Source organism: Plantibacter lichenum (assembly GCF_050587525.1).
Lineage (GTDB): Bacteria > Actinomycetota > Actinomycetes > Actinomycetales > Microbacteriaceae > Plantibacter.
The window spans coordinates 249882-267722 of sequence record NZ_JBOBFT010000004.1; the positions used below are offsets into that span (position 1 = coordinate 249882).

Annotated in this window: 16 protein-coding genes and 1 pseudogene; 2 read left to right on the forward strand and 15 right to left on the reverse strand. The window is 67.1% G+C overall.

Annotated elements, in window-relative coordinates:
- Positions 1-30 precede the first annotated feature (30 nt).
- Positions 31-396 carry a HesB/IscA family protein gene (locus tag ACQ3HB_RS07955; protein WP_430919326.1) on the reverse strand — a complete coding sequence of 122 codons (366 nt, stop codon included), beginning with the start codon at positions 394-396 and terminating at the stop codon, positions 31-33.
- A gap of 153 nt (positions 397-549) precedes the next feature.
- The gene (locus ACQ3HB_RS07960; protein ID WP_430919328.1) at positions 550-2007 is read right to left on the reverse strand and encodes a dipeptidase; all 1458 of its coding nucleotides are present in this window, start codon (positions 2005-2007) and stop codon (positions 550-552) included.
- Positions 2008-2050: 43 nt separating this feature from the next.
- On the opposite strand from ACQ3HB_RS07960, the gene ACQ3HB_RS07965 reads away from it, so the two are divergent.
- Positions 2051-2647 (forward strand): DUF3043 domain-containing protein, encoded by a 597-nt coding sequence (locus ACQ3HB_RS07965; protein ID WP_430919330.1) that lies wholly within the window; start codon positions 2051-2053, stop codon positions 2645-2647.
- A gap of 78 nt (positions 2648-2725) precedes the next feature.
- Here ACQ3HB_RS07965 and ACQ3HB_RS07970 read toward each other — a convergent pair whose 3' ends face one another.
- Genes ACQ3HB_RS07970 through hisD form a run of 3 tightly spaced genes read right to left on the reverse strand, consistent with a single transcriptional unit; the run spans position 2726 to position 5593 of the window.
- The gene (locus ACQ3HB_RS07970; RefSeq protein WP_430919332.1) at positions 2726-3766 is read right to left on the reverse strand and encodes a quinone-dependent dihydroorotate dehydrogenase; all 1041 of its coding nucleotides are present in this window, start codon (positions 3764-3766) and stop codon (positions 2726-2728) included.
- A 12-nt stretch (positions 3767-3778) separates the two neighbouring features.
- Positions 3779-4270, reverse strand: a complete 492-nt coding sequence (nrdR, locus tag ACQ3HB_RS07975) for a transcriptional regulator NrdR (protein WP_430919334.1) — start codon at positions 4268-4270, stop codon at positions 3779-3781.
- 12 nt (positions 4271-4282) lie between these two features.
- Positions 4283-5593 carry a histidinol dehydrogenase gene (hisD, locus tag ACQ3HB_RS07980; RefSeq protein ID WP_430919336.1) on the reverse strand — a complete coding sequence of 437 codons (1311 nt, stop codon included), beginning with the start codon at positions 5591-5593 and terminating at the stop codon, positions 4283-4285.
- A gap of 90 nt (positions 5594-5683) precedes the next feature.
- On the opposite strand from hisD, the gene ACQ3HB_RS07985 reads away from it, so the two are divergent.
- On the forward strand, positions 5684-6253 hold the full coding sequence (locus ACQ3HB_RS07985) for a flavin reductase family protein (RefSeq protein ID WP_430919338.1): 570 nt from the start codon (positions 5684-5686) through the stop codon (positions 6251-6253).
- Positions 6254-6309: 56 nt separating this feature from the next.
- Here the strand turns inward: ACQ3HB_RS07985 and dnaE are convergent, their stop codons facing one another.
- The 10 genes and pseudogenes from dnaE to murC form a co-directional block, all read right to left on the reverse strand.
- Positions 6310-9774, reverse strand: coding sequence for a DNA polymerase III subunit alpha (dnaE, locus tag ACQ3HB_RS07990; protein ID WP_430919426.1), 3465 nt, complete (start codon positions 9772-9774; stop codon positions 6310-6312).
- 189 nt (positions 9775-9963) lie between these two features.
- Positions 9964-10884, reverse strand: coding sequence for an RluA family pseudouridine synthase (locus ACQ3HB_RS07995; RefSeq protein ID WP_430919340.1), 921 nt, complete (start codon positions 10882-10884; stop codon positions 9964-9966).
- A gap of 6 nt (positions 10885-10890) precedes the next feature.
- Positions 10891-11547, reverse strand: a complete 657-nt coding sequence (lspA, locus tag ACQ3HB_RS08000; protein ID WP_430919342.1) for a signal peptidase II — start codon at positions 11545-11547, stop codon at positions 10891-10893.
- Between the two features lie 2 nt (positions 11548-11549).
- Positions 11550-12182 (reverse strand): DivIVA domain-containing protein, encoded by a 633-nt coding sequence (locus ACQ3HB_RS08005; protein ID WP_430919344.1) that lies wholly within the window; start codon positions 12180-12182, stop codon positions 11550-11552.
- Positions 12183-12301: 119 nt separating this feature from the next.
- The gene (locus ACQ3HB_RS08010) at positions 12302-12604 is read right to left on the reverse strand and encodes a YggT family protein (RefSeq protein ID WP_430919346.1); all 303 of its coding nucleotides are present in this window, start codon (positions 12602-12604) and stop codon (positions 12302-12304) included.
- A gap of 7 nt (positions 12605-12611) precedes the next feature.
- Positions 12612-13094 carry a cell division protein SepF gene (locus tag ACQ3HB_RS08015; RefSeq protein WP_430919348.1) on the reverse strand — a complete coding sequence of 161 codons (483 nt, stop codon included), beginning with the start codon at positions 13092-13094 and terminating at the stop codon, positions 12612-12614.
- A 38-nt stretch (positions 13095-13132) separates the two neighbouring features.
- Positions 13133-13852 (reverse strand): YggS family pyridoxal phosphate-dependent enzyme, encoded by a 720-nt coding sequence (locus tag ACQ3HB_RS08020; protein WP_430919349.1) that lies wholly within the window; start codon positions 13850-13852, stop codon positions 13133-13135.
- 289 nt (positions 13853-14141) lie between these two features.
- Positions 14142-15096 (reverse strand): annotated as a pseudogene (gene ftsZ / locus ACQ3HB_RS08025) (cell division protein FtsZ); the annotation flags it as partial.
- A 193-nt stretch (positions 15097-15289) separates the two neighbouring features.
- Positions 15290-16384 carry a cell division protein FtsQ/DivIB gene (locus tag ACQ3HB_RS08030; protein ID WP_430919351.1) on the reverse strand — a complete coding sequence of 365 codons (1095 nt, stop codon included), beginning with the start codon at positions 16382-16384 and terminating at the stop codon, positions 15290-15292.
- Positions 16385-16394: 10 nt separating this feature from the next.
- Complete coding sequence (gene murC / locus ACQ3HB_RS08035; protein WP_430919353.1) at positions 16395-17795, reverse strand: UDP-N-acetylmuramate--L-alanine ligase; 1401 nt, start codon at positions 17793-17795, stop codon at positions 16395-16397.
- Between the last annotated feature and the right edge of the window lie 46 nt (positions 17796-17841).

The window sequence follows — 17841 nt, forward strand, 5'->3', positions numbered from 1 at the left end:
CGTCTGAACGATCAGACGGAGCGGAGTCGGCTAGTGGAAGCTGTCTCCACACGCGCAGCTGCCGCCGGCGTTCGGGTTGTCGATCGTGAAGCCCTGCTTCTGGATCGAGTCCTCGAAGTCGATCTGTGCGCCGTCCAGGTACGGGACGCTCATCTTGTCGACGATGACTTCGACGCCGTCGAAGTCGACCGTCGCGTCTCCGTCGAGCATGCGCTCGTCGAAGTACAGCTGATAGATGAGGCCGGAGCAACCGCCCGGCTGGACTGCGACGCGGAGGCGGAGGTCGTCGCGACCCTCCTGGCCGAGCAGGCTCTTGACCTTGAGGGCGGCTGCATCGGACAGGCCGACGCCGTGCGCGGCGGCCGTGGACGACTCGGTCATGATGGTGTCGCTCATGGATCTCCTCGAGTTGACGTGGCACCGTGCGGCGCCATGGTTGGAATTCTACCTCCCGAAACCGCGAAGCGGCCGGGTACATTCCCGTTGCGGGTCAGTTGTTCCGGGGCGCCCGGAGGACGCCTGTCGACCGGATGACGGAAACGCCCGCGCTCAGGCCTTCGGAACCTCGAACGAGGAGAGCCTGCCGAGGAAGAGCGCTTCGGTGAGGATCGCCTTGTGGAAGACGCCGAGGTGCAGCGACTCGTTGGGGCTGTGTGCACGTGTGTGCGGATCCTCGACACCCGTCACGAGGATCTGCGCTTCCGGGAAGGTGCGGACCAGATCGGCGACGAACGGGATCGATCCGCCGATGCCCATCTCGACGGGCTCGACCTCCCAGGCGTCGGCCATGGCCCGCTTGACCTCGGCGACCGCCCAGCCGCTCGTGTCGACAAGGAAGGGGTCGCCCTGGTCGACGTCGTCGATCGTGAGCTGCGCGCCGAAGGGCGCGTTGGCGAGCAGGTGCGCCTCGAGCGCACGGTAGGCGTCAGAGGCGTCCTGTCCGGGAGCGACGCGTGCGCTCACACGCACCGAGACCTCCGGCGTGAGCGTGTTCGACGCGTTCGCGACCGTCGGAGCGTCGATGCCGGTGACGGTGATCGAGGGCTGCGACCAGATCCGGCTGAGGATCGTGCCACGCCCGACGGGGAGGACGCCCTCCGGTAGGCCCGCCTCTGCGCGCAACTGGGCTTCGGAGTAGTCGGGCGTCTCGGTCTCGTGCGAGGTGAGGCCCTCGACGGCGACCGAACCGGCCTCGTCCCAGAGCGAGGCGAGCAGGGTGACGGTCGCCATCATCGCATCGGGCACCGCTCCCCCGAACATGCCGGAGTGCGACGCGTGCTCGAGCGTCTTCACCGTCAGGCGGAAGGTCACGTTGCCGCGGAGGCCGACCGTGAGGGCCGGCGTCGATTCGTCCCAGTTGTCGGAGTCGGCGACGACGATGACGTCGGCCGCGAGCGTGTCGCGGTTCTGCTCGAGGAAGTTGGCGAAGGATCGTGAGCCGAACTCCTCCTCGCCCTCGATGAAGAGGACGAGCCCCAGGTCGAAGTCGTTGCCGAGCACGGAGGTCAGCGCGCGGATCGAGGCGATGTGCGCCATGACGCCCGCCTTGTCGTCGGCCGCGCCACGGCCGTACAGACGGCCGTCGCGGATCGTCGGCTCGAAGGGGGGCGAGTCCCAGCCGTCGTCGTTCCCGGGCGGCTGGACGTCGTGGTGGGCGTAGAGCAGCACCGTCGGCTTGCCGTTCCGGGCAGCGCGCTTCGCGAGGACCGCCGGCTGGCCGAGGAGGTCCCGCTGGCCGGGTTCCGTCGAGTCCGTGATGGGCGCTCGCTTGATCTCGACGACGTCGAAGACACCCGTCGCACGTGCCAGATCGGCCACCGCGTGGGCGCTCCGCTCGACGTGCGAGTCGTCGAAAGCGGCCCAGGAGACCGAGGGGATGCGCACGAGCGTGCCCAGATCCGCGATGGTCGACGGCAATGAGCCGGCCACCGCCTCGGTCAGGCGCGCGTCGCGTTCCTGCTCATTCGATGGGTCTTGTCCGAATTCCGTCGTGGTACCAGTCGTCATGCAGGTAATCTTAAGGTGAATCTTCGATCAAGGACGTTCCATCGTGGCGAAACAGCAGAGCACCCCAGCACCCGAGCCGGTCATCGAGACCGCCGAGCAGACGGCAGAACGCATCGCGCGCAGCGCGAGCGTCGCCAAGGGCCGACCGACCCCGAGCCGTGCAGAACGGGAAGCGCAGAACAAGCGTCCCCTCGTCCCGTCCGACCGCAAGGAAGCGACCAGGCAGGCCAAGACCCAGCAGGCGGAGGCACGTCGTCGTGCTCAGGCCGGTATGGCGGCCGGCGACGACAAGTACCTCCCGGCGCGTGAACGCGGACCGCAGCGCAAGTTCGTGCGCGACTTCGTGGATGCACGTTTCAACATCGGCGAGTTCATGATCCCGGTCATGTTCCTCGTGATCCTCCTCACGTTCATCCCCGTGCCCGAGATCCAGGTCTACGGCATGCTCACGCTGTGGGTGTTCTTCATCATCGCGATCCTCGACTGCGTGTTCCTCGGCTTCCGGGTCCGCAAGGCGCTTGCCGCGAAGTTCGGCGAGGCCGAGCGCGGCGTCCGGTGGTACGCCGCCATGCGCGCGCTCCAGCTGCGTCCGCTCCGCCTGCCGAAGCCGCAGGTCAAGCGCGGCCAGTTCCCGAAGTAACGCGCACCCCACCAGAACTGCAGAACGGCCCCGGTCCGAGGACTGGGGCCGTTCTCACGTGCGCGGTCCCTGGTTCTGCTATCCGCGCTTCGCGAATCCGCGCTTCGCGAGCCCGCGGTTGATCTGACGAGCCCAGAGCGGGCCGAGGTAGAGGAAGGCCGTGTAGCCCTGCACGAGCGTGGCTCCCGCGTCGAGGCGCTCCTGGACGTCGGCTGCCGTTTCGACGCCGCCGACGGAGATCACGCACAGCTCTGCGGGCACGATGGCGCGGATGAGGCGCAGCACTTCGAGTGAGCGCTCTGCGAGGGGTGCGCCGGACAGTCCGCCGGCGCCGGCGGCTTCGACGACGGACGGGTCGGTGACAAGGCCCTCACGGGAGATCGTCGTGTTGGTCGCGATGATGCCGTCGAGTCCGAGACGGACGACGAGTCCGGCGATGCGATCGACTTCGTCGTCGCTCAGGTCCGGAGCGATCTTCACGAGGAGCGGGGTCGAGCCCGCCGCGGCCTTGACCGCTTCCAGGAGCGGTGCGAGCTGGTCGAGCTCCTGCAGGCCACGGAGGCCAGGAGTGTTCGGCGAGCTGACGTTGACGACGAGGTAATCGGCGTGCGGTGCGAGGAGCGTCGCGCTCGCCACGTAGTCTGCGGTCGCATCGGCGACGTCGACGACCCGGCTCTTGCCGATGTTGATGCCGAGGACGGGACGCTTCGTCTTCGCGGCAGTACGGCGCAAGCGTTCGGCGGCTGCAGCCGCTCCCCCGTTGTTGAAGCCCATGCGGTTGATGACAGCGCGGTCGGGAACGAGTCGGAACAGGCGCGGGCGCGGATTGCCCGGCTGCGGGATCGCCGTGATCGTTCCGACCTCGACGTGTCCGAAACCGAGCTGCCCGAGACCCAGCACGGCTTTGCCGTCCTTGTCGAAGCCCGCGGCGACGCCGAACGGTGAATCGAAATGCAGCCCGAGTGCATCGACGCCGAGGTCCGCCCGGGGACGGGTGACCGCTCTGGCGATGACACCGAGGCCCGTCACGGGGAGTGCGCGAATGACGTCGAAGGCCAAGTGATGGGCGCGCTCAGGATCGAGCTTCGACAGGACGTGGGTAAACAGGAAGCGATACATGCCTCTGCAAGATTACCGGTTCTGGCCGACCTCGTCCGACGCTGCCTCCGGGGCATTCTGGTGCTCGACGCGGAGGAGGGCGATCGCGGTCTCGAAGTCCTCGAGTGATTCGAACGCCTGGTAGACGCTCGCGAAGCGCAGGTACGCGACTTCGTCGAGTTCGCGGAGCGGCGTGAGGATGGCGAGACCGATGTCGTTCGCGTCGATCTGCGAAGCGCCCGTGGTTCGGATCGCCTCCTCGACACGTTGCGCGAGGACCGCGAGATCCGAATCGGTCACCGGGCGACCCTGGCACGCCTTCCGGACGCCGCTGACGACCTTCTCACGACTGAACGGCTCGACGACGCCAGAGCGCTTGATGACGCCGAGGCTGGCGGTCTCCGTCGTGCTGAAGCGTCGGCCGCACTCGGGGCACTGCCTCCGGCGGCGGATGGAGAGACCGTCATCGCTGGTTCGCGAGTCGATCACACGGGAGTCTGGGTGACGACAGAAAGGGCAATACATCTTGTGACCAGACTACTGCACCGGGAAGCGGGCGGTCACCGCTTCGCCGTGCGCAGGGAGGTCCTCGGAGCCGGAGAGCGCGACGATGTGGTCGGCCACTGCGCGAAGCGATGCTTCGTCGTACCGGACGATCTGCTGCGGGCGCAGGAACGTGAACGCTCCGAGGCCCGACGAGAAGCGGGCCTGGCCCCCGGTGGGCAGAACGTGATTCGAACCCGCGAGATAGTCGCCGAGACTGACCGGCGAGTGGTCGCCGAGGAAGATCGCACCCGCGTTCGTGATGCGCTCGAGGAGTGCCTCAGGGTCTGCCGTCTGGATCTCGAGGTGCTCCGGACCGTAGGCGTTGCTGAACGCGACCGCTGCGTCGAGGTCGTCGACGAGGACGATCGCGGACTGGCGACCCGCGAGGGCCTCGACGACCCGCGCACCGTGGCGGGTCTCCCCCGCGAACGTGGCGAGCCAGCGCTCGACCTCGACGGCGAGCTCAGGGGCGTCGGTGACGAGGAGGGAGGCTGCGGCCTCATCGTGCTCGGCCTGGCTGACGAGGTCCGCTGCGACGAGGCGCGGATCAGCGGTCGAGTCGGCGATCACGAGGATCTCGGTGGTTCCCGCCTCCGCGTCGATGCCCACCTGTCCGTTGACGATCCGCTTGGCGGCCGCGACGAAGATGTTGCCGGGTCCCGTGACGACGTCGACCGGCTCGAGTCCGGCATCGGGAACTCCGTAGGCGAAGGCGCCGATCGCCCCGGCCCCGCCCATGGCGTAGACCTCGGTGATGCCGAGGAGTCCCGCCGCACCGAGGATGGTCGGGTGCACGGCGGAGTCGTGGTCGCGCTGCGGAGGCGAGGCGAGGGCGATCGACGTCACGCCGGCCTCCTGCGCAGGCACCGCGTTCATCACGACGCTCGACGGGTAGACGGCCTTGCCTCCTGGGACGTACAGGCCGACCCTGCTGACGGGCGCCCATCGCTGACGGACGGTCGCGCCGTCGGCGAGCGTGGTGACGCGCTCGTCCGGGATCTGAGCACGCGTCGCGGCCCGGACCCGGTCGATCGCCTCGACGAGCGCGGCCTTGACCGCGGGGTCGAGCGCTTCGACCGCCAGGTCGATCTCCTCCTGCGGAACACGGAGCGCATGCGGGCGGCCTCCGTCGAACCGGTCGGCCTGCTCGAGCAGCGCTTCGGAGCCGCGAGCTCTGACGTCGTCGATGAGCTCGCCTGCTGACCGGGCCGCGGTCGACACGTCGACGACGGGCCTCGGGAGCATGGCGAGCAGTTCGCCGCGAGTAGGGTGGGATCCGCGAAGGTCAATGGTCGTGATCATGGCCCGCCCATCCTATCGTTCCGCCGGATCGAGCCGAGATGCGGAGCACACGGCCGGAGACCCCGCCCAACGCGTAGGAGGGCCGATCCGATGGAATCCGAGCGCCGACCCGAGCTGACCCCGGAACCCCCGACCCCAGAACCCGTGGCCCCGGAACCCGTGACCCCAGAACCCGTGACCCCGGATCTCGACGCGTTCAAACGCGCATTCCGGCGCCATGCAGCAGGCGTCGCGATCGTGACCACGCTCACCCCGGACGGACTGCCCGTCGGCTTCACCGCCACTTCCCTCGCCTCCCTTTCGGCGGTGCCACCCCTCGCGACGTTCAACATGGCGCGGAGCGCGAGCTCGTGGCCCGCGATCGTCGAGGCGGAGCGAGTCGCGATCCACATGCTCGGCAGCCGGAACCGTGCCGTCGCCGAACGACTCTCCGGAGACCATGCGCTCCGCTTCGTCGGCGATCACTGGCACGCCGGTCCCCACGGCCTCCCCATCATCGACGGGGTGACGACGTGGATGATCTGTCGCATCGTCGAACGCTTCGAAGTGCACAACAGTGCCGTCGTCGTCGTGCAGATCGAGGACGGCGGCGCCGGCGAAGACGACGATGCACTGCTCTACCACGAGCGAAACTATCGGTTGCCGGGCGCCGAAGCCTGAGCTCCCTGCATTGCCAGGGCACAGGCAGCCCGTCAGCGGGCAGCCCCGTCAGCCGGCTATCCCAGGCAGTTGGGACCCAGAAGCGACTTGAGCTCCCCGAACAGCCCCGGCGACACCGAGACCCGATGCGGCAGCTCGAAGACCCTCGCGATCTCGCCGCGGACAAGCCGCAACCTGACCTCGGTCGTGCCTGCGTGACGGACGAGCATGTCGCCGAGCGATGTCACGACCTCGGTCGTCGCGCGGCTGTCCGACATGAGCAGCTGCAGTGCCCGGTCGGCACCGGTCTCCGGGAACTCCGGCGTGAAGATGCTGTACGCGTGGAGGTTCATGCCGTCGTCACGGACGCTCACACGACCACGGACGACGACGATCGTGTCGCCGATGAGGACGGGAGCGAACTCCTGGTACGCCTTGCCCATGAACATGACGGTCATCTCACCGCCGAAGTCCTCGACCTGGATCATGCCGTACTGGTTGCCGGACGCCTTGGCGATGCGATGCTGAACGCTCGTGATGAGGCCGGAGATGACGACGGTCTCCCCATCGTTGTCATCCGAGGTCATGAGATCGGTGATGGTGGTGGTCGCGTGCTTCGCGATCTCCATCTCGAGCCCCGCGAGCGGGTGGTCGGAGACGTAGAGGCCGAGCATCTCGCGTTCGAAGTTCAGCTTGTCGCGCTTCGTCCACTCCGGGCGTTCCGGAACGCTCGCGAGCGGCACCTCGCCCACTTCGGCGAAGAGGCTGTCGAAGTCGAAGCCGACGCTTCCCGACGCCTCGGCGCGCTTGTCCTTGACGACCGAGTCGACGGCGTCTTCGTGGATCTCGTACAGCGCACGACGGGTATCGCCCATCGAGTCGAACGCGCCGGCCTTGATGAGGGATTCCATGGTCCGCTTGTTGGCCACCGGCAGCGGCACCTTGCGGAGGAAGTCGTGGAAGGACGTGAAGCGGCCTTCGCTCTCACGGGCCTGACGGATGAGTTCGACGACGTTCGAGCCGACGTTGCGGACGGCGCCGAGGCCGAAACGGATGTCCTCGCCGACAGCGGCGAAGAAGCCGATCGACTCGTTGACGTCTGGGGGGAGCACCTGGATGCCCATGCGGCGGCACTCGTTGAGGTAGAGCGCCATCTTGTCCTTGGAATCACCGACGCTCGTCAGCAGTCCGGCCATGTACTCGGCCGGGTAGTGCGCTTTGAGGTATGCGGTCCAGTACGAGATGACTCCGTACGCCGCCGAGTGCGCTTTGTTGAAGGCGTAGTCGGAGAACGGGAGCAGGATCTCCCAGAGCTTGTTCACGGCCTCCATCGAGAAGCCGTTGTCGACCATGCCGCCTGAGAAGCCCTCGAACTGCTTGTCCAGCTCCGACTTCTTCTTCTTGCCCATCGCGCGACGGAGGATGTCCGCTTGGCCGAGCGAGAAGCCGGCCACCTTCTGGGCGATGGCCATCACCTGCTCCTGGTAGATGATGAGGCCGTAGCTCGTCGACAGGATCTCCGACAGCGGCTCCTCCAGCTGCGGGTGGATCGGCGTGATCTCCTGTGCGCCGTTCTTGCGGAGCGCGTAGTTGGTGTGCGAGTTCGCACCCATCGGGCCCGGACGGTACAGGGCGATGAGGGCCGAGATGTCCTCGAAGTTGTCTGGCTTCATGAGCCGCAGGAGGGCGCGCATCGGCCCGCCGTCGAGCTGGAAGACGCCGAGCGTGTCGCCACGGGACAGGAGGTCGTACGCACCCTGGTCGTCGAGCGCGAGGTCCTCGAGCACCAGTCGCTCACCCCGGTTCGACTCGATGTTGTCGAGCGCGTCGTTGATGATCGTGAGGTTGCGGAGGCCCAGGAAGTCCATCTTGATGAGCCCGAGGGACTCGCACGCCGGATAGTCGAACTGCGTGACGATCTGGCCGTCCTGCTCGCGCTTCATGATGGGGATGATGTCGATGAGCGGGTCGCTCGACATGATCACACCCGCGGCGTGCACACCCCACTGCCGCTTGAGGTTCTCGATGCCGAGCGCCGTGTCGAACACGGTGCGAGCCTCTGGGTCGGTCTCGATGATGCCTCGGAAGTCGACGGCCTCACGGTACCTGGGGTGCTTGGGGTCGACGATGCCGTCGAGCGGGATGTCCTTGCCCATCACGGCCGGAGGCATGGCCTTCGTGAGCTTGTCGCCCATGCCGAAGGGGAAGCCGAGCACGCGCGAGGAGTCCTTGAGCGCCTGCTTGGCCTTGATGGTGCCGTAGGTGACGATCTGGGCGACGCGCTCGTCGCCGTACTTCTCGGTCACGTACTTGATGACCTCGCCGCGGCGACGGTCGTCGAAGTCGACGTCGAAGTCGGGCATGGAGACGCGGTCTGGGTTCAGGAACCGCTCGAAGATGAGGCCGTGCTGCAGCGGATCGAGGTCGGTGATCTGCATGGCGTACGCCGCCATCGAACCGGCGCCCGATCCGCGGCCGGGACCGACGCGGATGCCGTTGCGCTTGGACCACTGGATGAAGTCGGCGACGACGAGGAAGTAGCCGGGGAAGCCCATCTGCACGATGACCTGGGTCTCGTAGTCCGCGCGCTCGCGCACCGAGGACGGGATGCCGTTCGGGTAGCGGTTGTTGAGGCCGACCTCGACCTCCTTGATGAACCAGCTCTCCTCGTTCTCTCCGGCCGGAACCGGGAAGCGGGGCATGTAGTTGGCCTTGGTGTTGAACTCGACGTTACAGCGCTCGGCGATCGCGAGCGTGTTGTCGCAGGCCTCCGGGTACTCGCGGAAGAGCCGGCGCATCTCGTCGGCCGTCTTGAGGTAGAACTCGTCGGCGTCGAATTTGAAGCGGTTGGGGTCGTTGAGCGTCGATCCGGACTGCACGCACAGCAGGGCAGCGTGCGCCTTGGCGTCCTCGGCGTGCGTGTAGTGGAGGTCGTTCGTCGCGACGAGCGGCAGGCCCAGGTCCTTGGACAGGCGGATGAGGTCGGACATGATCCGCCGCTCGATGCCGAGGCCGTGGTCCATGATCTCGCAGAAGTAGTTCTCGGCTCCGAAGATGTCGCGGAACTCCGCCGCGGCCTTGACCGCTTCGTCGTACTGGCCGAGGCGCAGGCGCGTCTGCACCTCGCCGCTCGGGCAGCCGGTCGTCGCGATGAGGCCCTTGCCGTACTGGCTGAGGATCTCACGGTCCATGCGGGGCTTGAAGTAGTACCCCTCGATCGATGCCTTCGACGACAGGCGGAACAGGTTGTGCATGCCCTCGGTCGTCTCCGACAGGAGCGTCATGTGCGTGTACGAACCGGCGCCAGAGACGTCATCGCCACCGCCGTCGCCCCAGCGGATCCTCGTGCGATCGCCGCGAGCGGTTCCCGGCGTGATGTACGCCTCGGTGCCGATGATGGGCTTGATGCCGGCCTCAGTGGCCGTCCGCCAGAAGTCGAACGCACCGAACATGTTCCCGTGGTCCGTCACGGCGACGGCCGGCATGCCCTGCGCGACGGCCGCCTCGATGAGCGGTTTCACTCGCGCCGCACCGTCCAGCATGGAGTACTCGCTGTGGACGTGCAGGTGCACGAAGGAATCGGTGGAACTGGGCACGACGGCGTCTCCGGAGGATCGATCGGACGGTCACTCAAGCCTAACGTCGATCACCGACATCGACGCCTGAAGCGGCGTCCGGCTGGGTGCTGGGAACTGGGCTCCGGAGGAGCCATCGGTGTTCGGGCGCGTGCGCTAGTCGAGCTCGAGGATGCCGAGCGCGTGCGTCAGATCCTCGGGGTAGGGCGCCTCGAACGAGACCCACTCCCCCGTGTGCGGGTGTGCGAAGCCCAATTGCGCCGCGTGCAGCCACTGGCGCGTGAGTCCCAGACGGGCCGAGAGGGCCGCATCCGCCCCGTACATGGTGTCGCCGACGCACGGGTGGCGCTGCGCGGCCATGTGCACGCGGATCTGATGGGTGCGCCCGGTCTCGAGATGGATCTCGAGGAGCGACGCGTACGGGAACGCTTCGATGGTCTCGTAGTGCGTCACCGACGGCTTGCCGTCAGAGACGACCGCGAACTTCCAATCCGAGCGCGGGTGCCGCCCGATGGGTCCGTCGATCGTGCCCGCGAGCGGGTCCGGGTGACCTTGGACGACCGCACGGTAGATCTTCTCGACCTCACGGTCGTGGAACGCCCGCTTGAGCGCCGTGTACGCGGTCTCGGTCTTGGCGACCACCATGAGCCCGCTCGTGCCTGCGTCGAGGCGGTGCACGATGCCGGCGCGTTCAGCGGCGCCTGAGGTCGAGATCCGGAAGCCTGCGGCCGCGAGTGCGCCGAGCACGGTCGGACCCGTCCAGCCCACGGAGGGGTGGGCCGCGACGCCTGCGGGCTTGTTGATCACGACGATGTCGTCGTCATCGTGGATGATGCCGAGGTCGGGCACGGCGATCGGAACGATCACGGCCTCCCGACGAGGTGCCCATTCGACCTCGAGCCAGGAGCCCGCGACGAGCCGGTCGGACTTCGAAACCGCCTTGCCGTCCATCGTGACGCCGCCGGCGACGGCGACCTCGGCCGCGAAGGTGCGAGAGAACCCGAGGAGCTTGGCGAGACCTTGATCGACGCGTTCGCCGTCGAGACCGTCCGGGACGAACGTGCTGCGTGATTCCATGGAGAGCTAGTCGGCCTTCGGGGTCGTTGTGGAGTCGTCGGGCGCTGCCGAGGTGTCGAGTGGACGGCCCTCCGTGCCAGCGTCTGTGCCCGCATCCGTCGGCACAGCATCCGGCGGCACAGCATCCGTCGGCACAGCCTTCGAGGCCTTGGGCGTCCGGGTGCCGTCCAGGTTGACGCCGAACAGCGTGAGCAGGATGAAGATCACCATGCTGACGATGATGCACATGTCCGCGACGTTGTAGATCGCCGGGATGAGCCACGGAGTGGAGATGAAGTCGACGACGTGGCCGAGCCCGAACGACGGCTCACGGAAGAGGCGGTCGGTCAGGTTGCCGAGGACACCGCCGAGCAGCAGACCGAAGACGACGGCCCACGCGATCGATCGGATGCGCCGCGCGAACCACACGATGACGACGACCACGACGGTCGCGAGGATCGAGAAGATCCAGGTGTACCCGCTCGCGAGCGAGAACGCAGCGCCGGAGTTCTTGACGAAGTACAGCTGGAGGAAGTTCCCGATGACGGGGACGACCTCACCGACTTCGAGGTTCGAGACGATCAGGAACTTCGTGAACTGATCGAGTGCATAGGCCACGACGGCGACCAGCGCCAGGACTCCAAGAGTCCTGACGCTGGTCTTCGACGGTGAGACGGCGGACAAGCCTAAACGACGCTGTCGACGGGTGCTGCAGGTGCAGCACTCGTTGCGGAGCTGTCGAGTTCCTTGAGCTGGCTCTCGATGTAGCCGCGCAGCTTGAGGCGGTAGTCGCGCTCGAAGTTGCGGAGTTCGTCGATCTTGTGCTCGAGGACGGAGCGTTCCTGCTCGAGGACCTGCATCTGTGCGCGCTGCTTGGCTTCCGCCTCAGCGACGACACGGGCTGCCGTGGCGTGGCCGTCAGCGATGAGTGCGTCGCGACGCTGTGCGCCTTCTGCGACGTGCTCGTCGTGGAGACGGCGGGCCAGCTGGAGGAGGTTGTTGGAGCTCTCTGCCGTGTTGTCCGCGGACTCGGCTGCTGCAGGAGCGGCCGGTGCTGCGACGACGGGAGCTGCGACGGGGGCCTCTTCGACCTTGGCTGCTGCGGGAGCGGAGGACTTGCCGCCGCCGGCCTGCAGTTCAGCGATCTTGGCTTCGGCAGCCGTCAGCTTCTGCTGGACGTCTTCCTTTTCCTGGATCAGTCGGCGGAGTTCGACGACCACCTCGTCGAGGAAGTCGTCCACCTCGTCCTGGTCGTACCCTTCGCGGAACTTGGTCTGCTGAAACCGCTTCTGGACCACGTCTTCGGGAGTGAGCGCCATAGCGAACCACCTTCATGTCGAATCGAAAATCTGTACAACGTCACTACGCTAGCAAAGTCTGACCCCGTGGTGGAGACATCTTGACAACGGCACGTAACGTCTCGTCGTGAACCGACGCTCTATCGTAGCCACACATTCACGAGCGTCATGGCGATGATGCAGCACAGCATCGTGAGCGTCCACCCGAAATCGAGCGCCACGGGGCCGATCGCGACCCTCGGGAGCACCCGACGGAAGAATTTGATCGGCGGGTCCGTGACCGAGTAACTCGCCTCAGCGAGGAACAGAGCCACCCCGGAGGGACGCCACTGAGGGCGGAGCACCCGTGCGAGATCGAGGATGAACCGTCCCCAGAGGAGGAAGAAGTAGATGAGCAGCGCGATGTAGAGGATCGTGCCGATCACGGAGATGAGGGAAGCCACTCCTCAATTATGACTGAGCGAAGAAGGTCGCCTCTGCCGCTTCCGGCGCACCGTTCCCGTTGTCGCCTGAAACAGCGACGTGTTCGGGCGACAGCAGGAAGACCTTGCTCGTGACGCGCTCGATCTTTCCGTAGAGTCCCTGCGACAATCCGCTCGCGAAGTCGATGAGGCGACGTGCGTCGCCGTCGCTCATCTGCGAGAGGTTGATGATGACCGGAACGCCGTCGCGGAAGCTCTCAGCGATGATCTGAGCATCACGGTACTGCTTGGGGTGCACCGTGAGGATCTCGTTGAGCTCCGAAGGCGCCGGCGTCTGCTGACGGACTGCGGTGGGCTTCCGGAGAGGCGTGACGGGCGCTGACTTCTCAGCGCGCACCGGAGCGGGTGCTGCTGCCGGAGCTGCAGGAGCTGCGTGCTGCTGCTCTTCGTACTCCAGGTCGTCGTCGGCGAGCCCGAGGTACACCATGGTCTTCTTGAGCGGGTTGGACATCGTTTCCTCCATGATCTGCGAGCCGTGCTCCTTGCAGATTAACCTCCGGCCGGACGATTCCCCGTGATTGCCGTCCCGATGCGAAGGTGTGTCGCGCCTTCGAGGACGGCCTCGCGGTAGTCGTGGCTCATGCCCGCGGAGATCGCGGTCGCCGTCGGCGCGAGGCGCTGGACGCGTTCGGACGCCTGGCGCACGCGAGCGAACGCGGCACGCGGTTCCGCTCCGAGCGGAGCGACAGCCATGATCCCGCGCAGGTGGATCCCGGGCGCGTCGAGCACAGCGGTCACGAGGTCTTCCAATGCGGCGTCGTCGGTGCCGCCGCGCCCGGCGTCCTCCGTGAGGTTCACCTGGACGAAGCCGTCGATCGTCCGTTCCTCGCTCGAGAGCGCCCGGACGAGTTCCGGCCGGTCGATCGAGTGCACCGCGTCCACGTACCGGCGCACCTGCTTGGCCTTGTTGGTCTGCAGCTGGCCGATGAAGTGCCAGGTCAGCCCGAGTCCGTGTGCGGCCTCCGCCTTGTCCCGCGCCTCCGGGTGGCGGTTCTCCCCCACGTCGGTGATACCGAGGGCGGCGAGTTCACGCACGAGTTCGATCGGATGGAACTTCGTGACGGCGATGAGCGTCAGTTCGTCGGCGGACCGCCCCGCCTCGGCTGCAGCGTCCGCGATGCCCTCACGCACGGCCGCGAGGCGCGATGCCAGAGCGCCCGGCCCGACATCCTGGGATGCCGGACCGGGCGATTCGAGATCGGCTCCCACTACTTCAGGAAGTCGGGGATGTCCAGTTCGCCTTCATCGTCGAATGACGGGTCGGCGACGACGGTTTCGACGACGCTCTCCTGACGGTACGAGGAGACGTGCTGCTGTTCGCTCCCGTAGCCGGAGCTGCTGCTTCCGCTGCTGCCGTCCGAGGAGCTCGACGAGCCGACCGAGCTCGAGGAGCTCTGCGCGGCGGCCGGTACCGTGGTGGGCGACGAAGGCGTCTCATCGGCAGAACTCATGATGCCGCCCGAGATCACCGCGTCGGTCGGCGATGCGACGGAGCGCGTAAGCGGCTCCCCGCCGTCGAAGCCGGCCGCGATGACCGTGACACGGACCTCGTCGCCCAACGTGTCGTCGACGACGGCGCCGAAGATGATGTTGGCCTCGGGGTGCACGGCCTCCTGCACGAGCTTGGCGGCGTCGTTGATCTCGAAGATGCCGAGGTTCGACCCGCCCTGGATGGAGAGCAGGACGCCGTGAGCGCCCTCGATGCTCGCTTCGAGGAGCGGAGACGCGACGGCGAGTTCGGCGGCCTTGATGGCACGGTCCGCTCCCCTGGAGGACCCGATGCCCATGAGGGCCGATCCCGCGCCCTGCATGACCGACTTGACGTCAGCGAAGTCGAGGTTGATGAGGCCGGGCGTGGTAATGAGGTCCGTGATGCCCTGGACACCCGCGAGGAGCACCTGGTCGGCCGTGGAGAAGGCCTCGAGCATGCTGATGCCGCGGTCGCTGATCTCGAGGAGGCGGTCGTTGGGCACGACGATGAGCGTGTCCACCTCCTCCTTGAGGCGCGCGACGCCGAGCTCGGCCTGCGCCTGACGGCGGCGCCCCTCGAAGCCGAACGGCTTCGTGACGACACCGATCGTGAGTGCTCCTATTGACTTCGCGATCCGGGCGACGACGGGTGCGCCACCGGTACCGGTGCCACCGCCTTCACCTGCCGTGACGAACACCATGTCGGCGCCCGCGATGGCCTCTTCGATCTCTTCGGCGTGGTCCTCGGCGGCGCGACGGCCGACCTCGGGGTCCGCACCGGCGCCGAGACCGCGAGTGATCTCGCGACCGACGTCGAGCTTGACGTCCGCGTCGCTCATCAACAGCGCTTGCGCGTCGGTGTTGATGGCGATGAACTCCACCCCACGAAGGCCGAGCTCGATCATGCGATTGACTGCGTTGACGCCACCGCCGCCGATTCCGACGACCTTGATGACGGCGAGGTAATTCTGGTTTGTAGTCACTTCCGGCCTCCGTGAGAACTTTCAACCTCTAGTTCAGGTTTAAAGTCATGCTCAGTATGCATTTCCTGAGATTGACGTTAGGTGCACGCCCCGAGCGCTCGGGGAGGCGCGCCCGCGTGTCGGCAGATCGGACGGGAAACCCGTCGACATCCGTGCGGACCATGCGGACGGTGCGGACCGCACGGACCGACCGCTAGCGGGTGACGACGTTCGAAGGCGACGAAAGGTCGAACTCGTTGACCGTGTTCGGATCGATCGAGCCGAGGGCGCGCGCCAGGACGATGGCCTTCAGTCCGGAGTCCTCCGCACTCCCCCAGACGATGCGCGCGGAGACGTCGGCGAGTGTGAGCGTCACGTCATCGGCCGTCGACGCGTTCACTTTGGCGACCCTGGCGCGGAGATCGGCAGGCAACGCGCGCAGCACGTCCGCCGCGGCGGTGAATCCAGGTGAGCCGGCCCCTCCCGTGACCTCGAGCAGCGGGTAGCCAGGGATCGCGGTCGTGCTCTGCTGGATCGACACGCCTGCGGCGTCGACGAGCGTGAAGCCGCCGGATCCCTGGACGATCCCGACCGGTTCGCGTTCCACGACGCGGACGACGAGCGTGCCGGGCGGCCTCGATTCGAGCGAGTAGCTCGCGATGAGCGGATACGTGACGAGCACGGCCTTCACTTCGCTCGCGTCCACGAGCGACAACGGCCTGCCGAGTTGTCCGTCCAGGGCCTTGCTGAGCGCCGCCGCGTCCACCCTGCTCGCACCGACGACCTCGACTGTCCGCACGGCCATGAGCGGCGAGTACGCGCCTGCGATCGAGAACACCACGAGAGCGGCGGACACCGCCGCGACGATCAGCCAGGCACGGTTGCGGGATCGCCTGCGCGCCGTGAACCGCCGGATCTCCTCGCGTTCGTGACGCTTCCGATCCTTCGCCGTCTGTCGGGGATCGAGCTCGGGCTCCGGACTGGACGTGGGGCTGTTCTTCGCAGGGCCGGCCTTGGCAGGGCTGCTCTTGACGGGGCTACTCTTCGCAGGGCCGCTCTTCGCAGGGCCGCTCTTCACCGGTGTGGCCTTGGCAGTGCCGGAGTCCTGCGGACCGGCTGTGTTCGCAGAACGCTTCTTCAGCCGGTCGGCGTCGAAGTCGAGGATGTCCGTCGACTGCTCATCGACCGGTGACGGAACGCTCCGCCCGCGCGGTGATGATGCCTCACGATCTCCAGCCGCCCGTTCGAGCGCCGCGCGTCGTTCCGCAGCGCTTCGATCAGCCGGCTTGAAGCCGTCCGGACGCTTCACTGCCGCACCGTCACACCGACTCGTGGCGCGAGATCGCCTCGAGGAGCTGCGGGACGATGCGGTAGACGTCGCCGCACCCGAGGGTGATCACGAAGTCGCCCGGCTGGACGATCGTCGCCGTGTAGTCGGCGGCGCGCTGCCAGTCGTCGACATAGGCGACCTTTGACGGATCGGAGAATTTCTCGGACACGAGGGCACCGGTGACACCGGGCTCCGGGTCCTCGCGCGCACCGTACACGGAGAGCACGACCGTCTGGTCGGCGTAGCGCTCGAGGGTGTCGGCGAACTCCTGGGCGAAGAGGCGCGTACGGCTGTAGAGGTGCGGCTGGTGCACCGCGATGATCCGTCCTTCACCGACGACCGTGCGTGCGGCGGACAGAGCTGCAGCGACCTCGGTCGGGTGGTGCGCGTAGTCGTCGTACACGCTCACGCCGTCGACGACGCCATGCAGCTCGAAGCGCCGCTGAGTGCCGCCGAATGCGCTCACGGCGTCGAGGATCGTCGCCGGGTCGAAGCCGACGCCGACGAGGACCGCGAACGCCCCGGCCGCGTTGATCGCGTTGTGGCGACCCGGCACGCGAAGCGTCGTGCGGTAGTCGACGCCCTGGTAGGACACGGAGAATGCGACGGGACCGTCGGTCACGACCGAGTGCACACGGACGTCGGCCGTCTCCGCCTCGCCGAAGGTGATGACGCGCTGGCCTTCGAGCTTCGGCGTCACCCGGACGGCGCCGGCGTCGTCCGAGGAGATCACGACGAGCTCCCTCGCCTGCTGCGCGAAGGTCACGAACGCCTCTTCGAAGGCCTCGAGGGAACCGTAGTGGTCGAGGTGGTCCGGGTCGATGTTCGTGATGAGCGCGACGGCCGTGTTGTACAGGAGGAACGAACCGTCCGACTCGTCCGCCTCGACGACGAAGAGCTCGCCTTCTCCGCGCGCGGAGCTGAGCCCGAGCGATTCGATGACGCCGCCGTTGACGAAGCTGGGATCGGCGCCGAGTTCCAGAAGCGCGGTGATGATCATGCCGGTCGACGTCGTCTTGCCGTGCGCGCCGGCGACCGAGATCAGTCGACTGTCCTTCGTCAGCCAGGCGAGCGCCTGCGAGCGGTGCAGGATCGTGAGCCCGCGTTCCTTCGCGAGGAGGTATTCGGGGTTGTCCGCCCAGAGCGCCCCCGTGACGACGAGCGTGTCGGCCTCGCCGACGTTCGCGGCGTCGTGGCCGATCGTGACGGTCGCGCCGAGGTCGCGGAGCGCGTCGATGTTGGCCGACTCACGGACGTCGGAGCCGGTCACGGTCGTTCCCGCACCGATGAAGAGACGTGCGATGCCGCTCATCCCGCTGCCGCCGATCCCCACGAAGTGGACCGCGCCGAGGTCGTCGGGAATCTGGACTGCTGGGTCTGGCTTGATCACAATGACACGCTTTCGTGGTGGAATCGCTGGCTGGGCTCGTGCATCG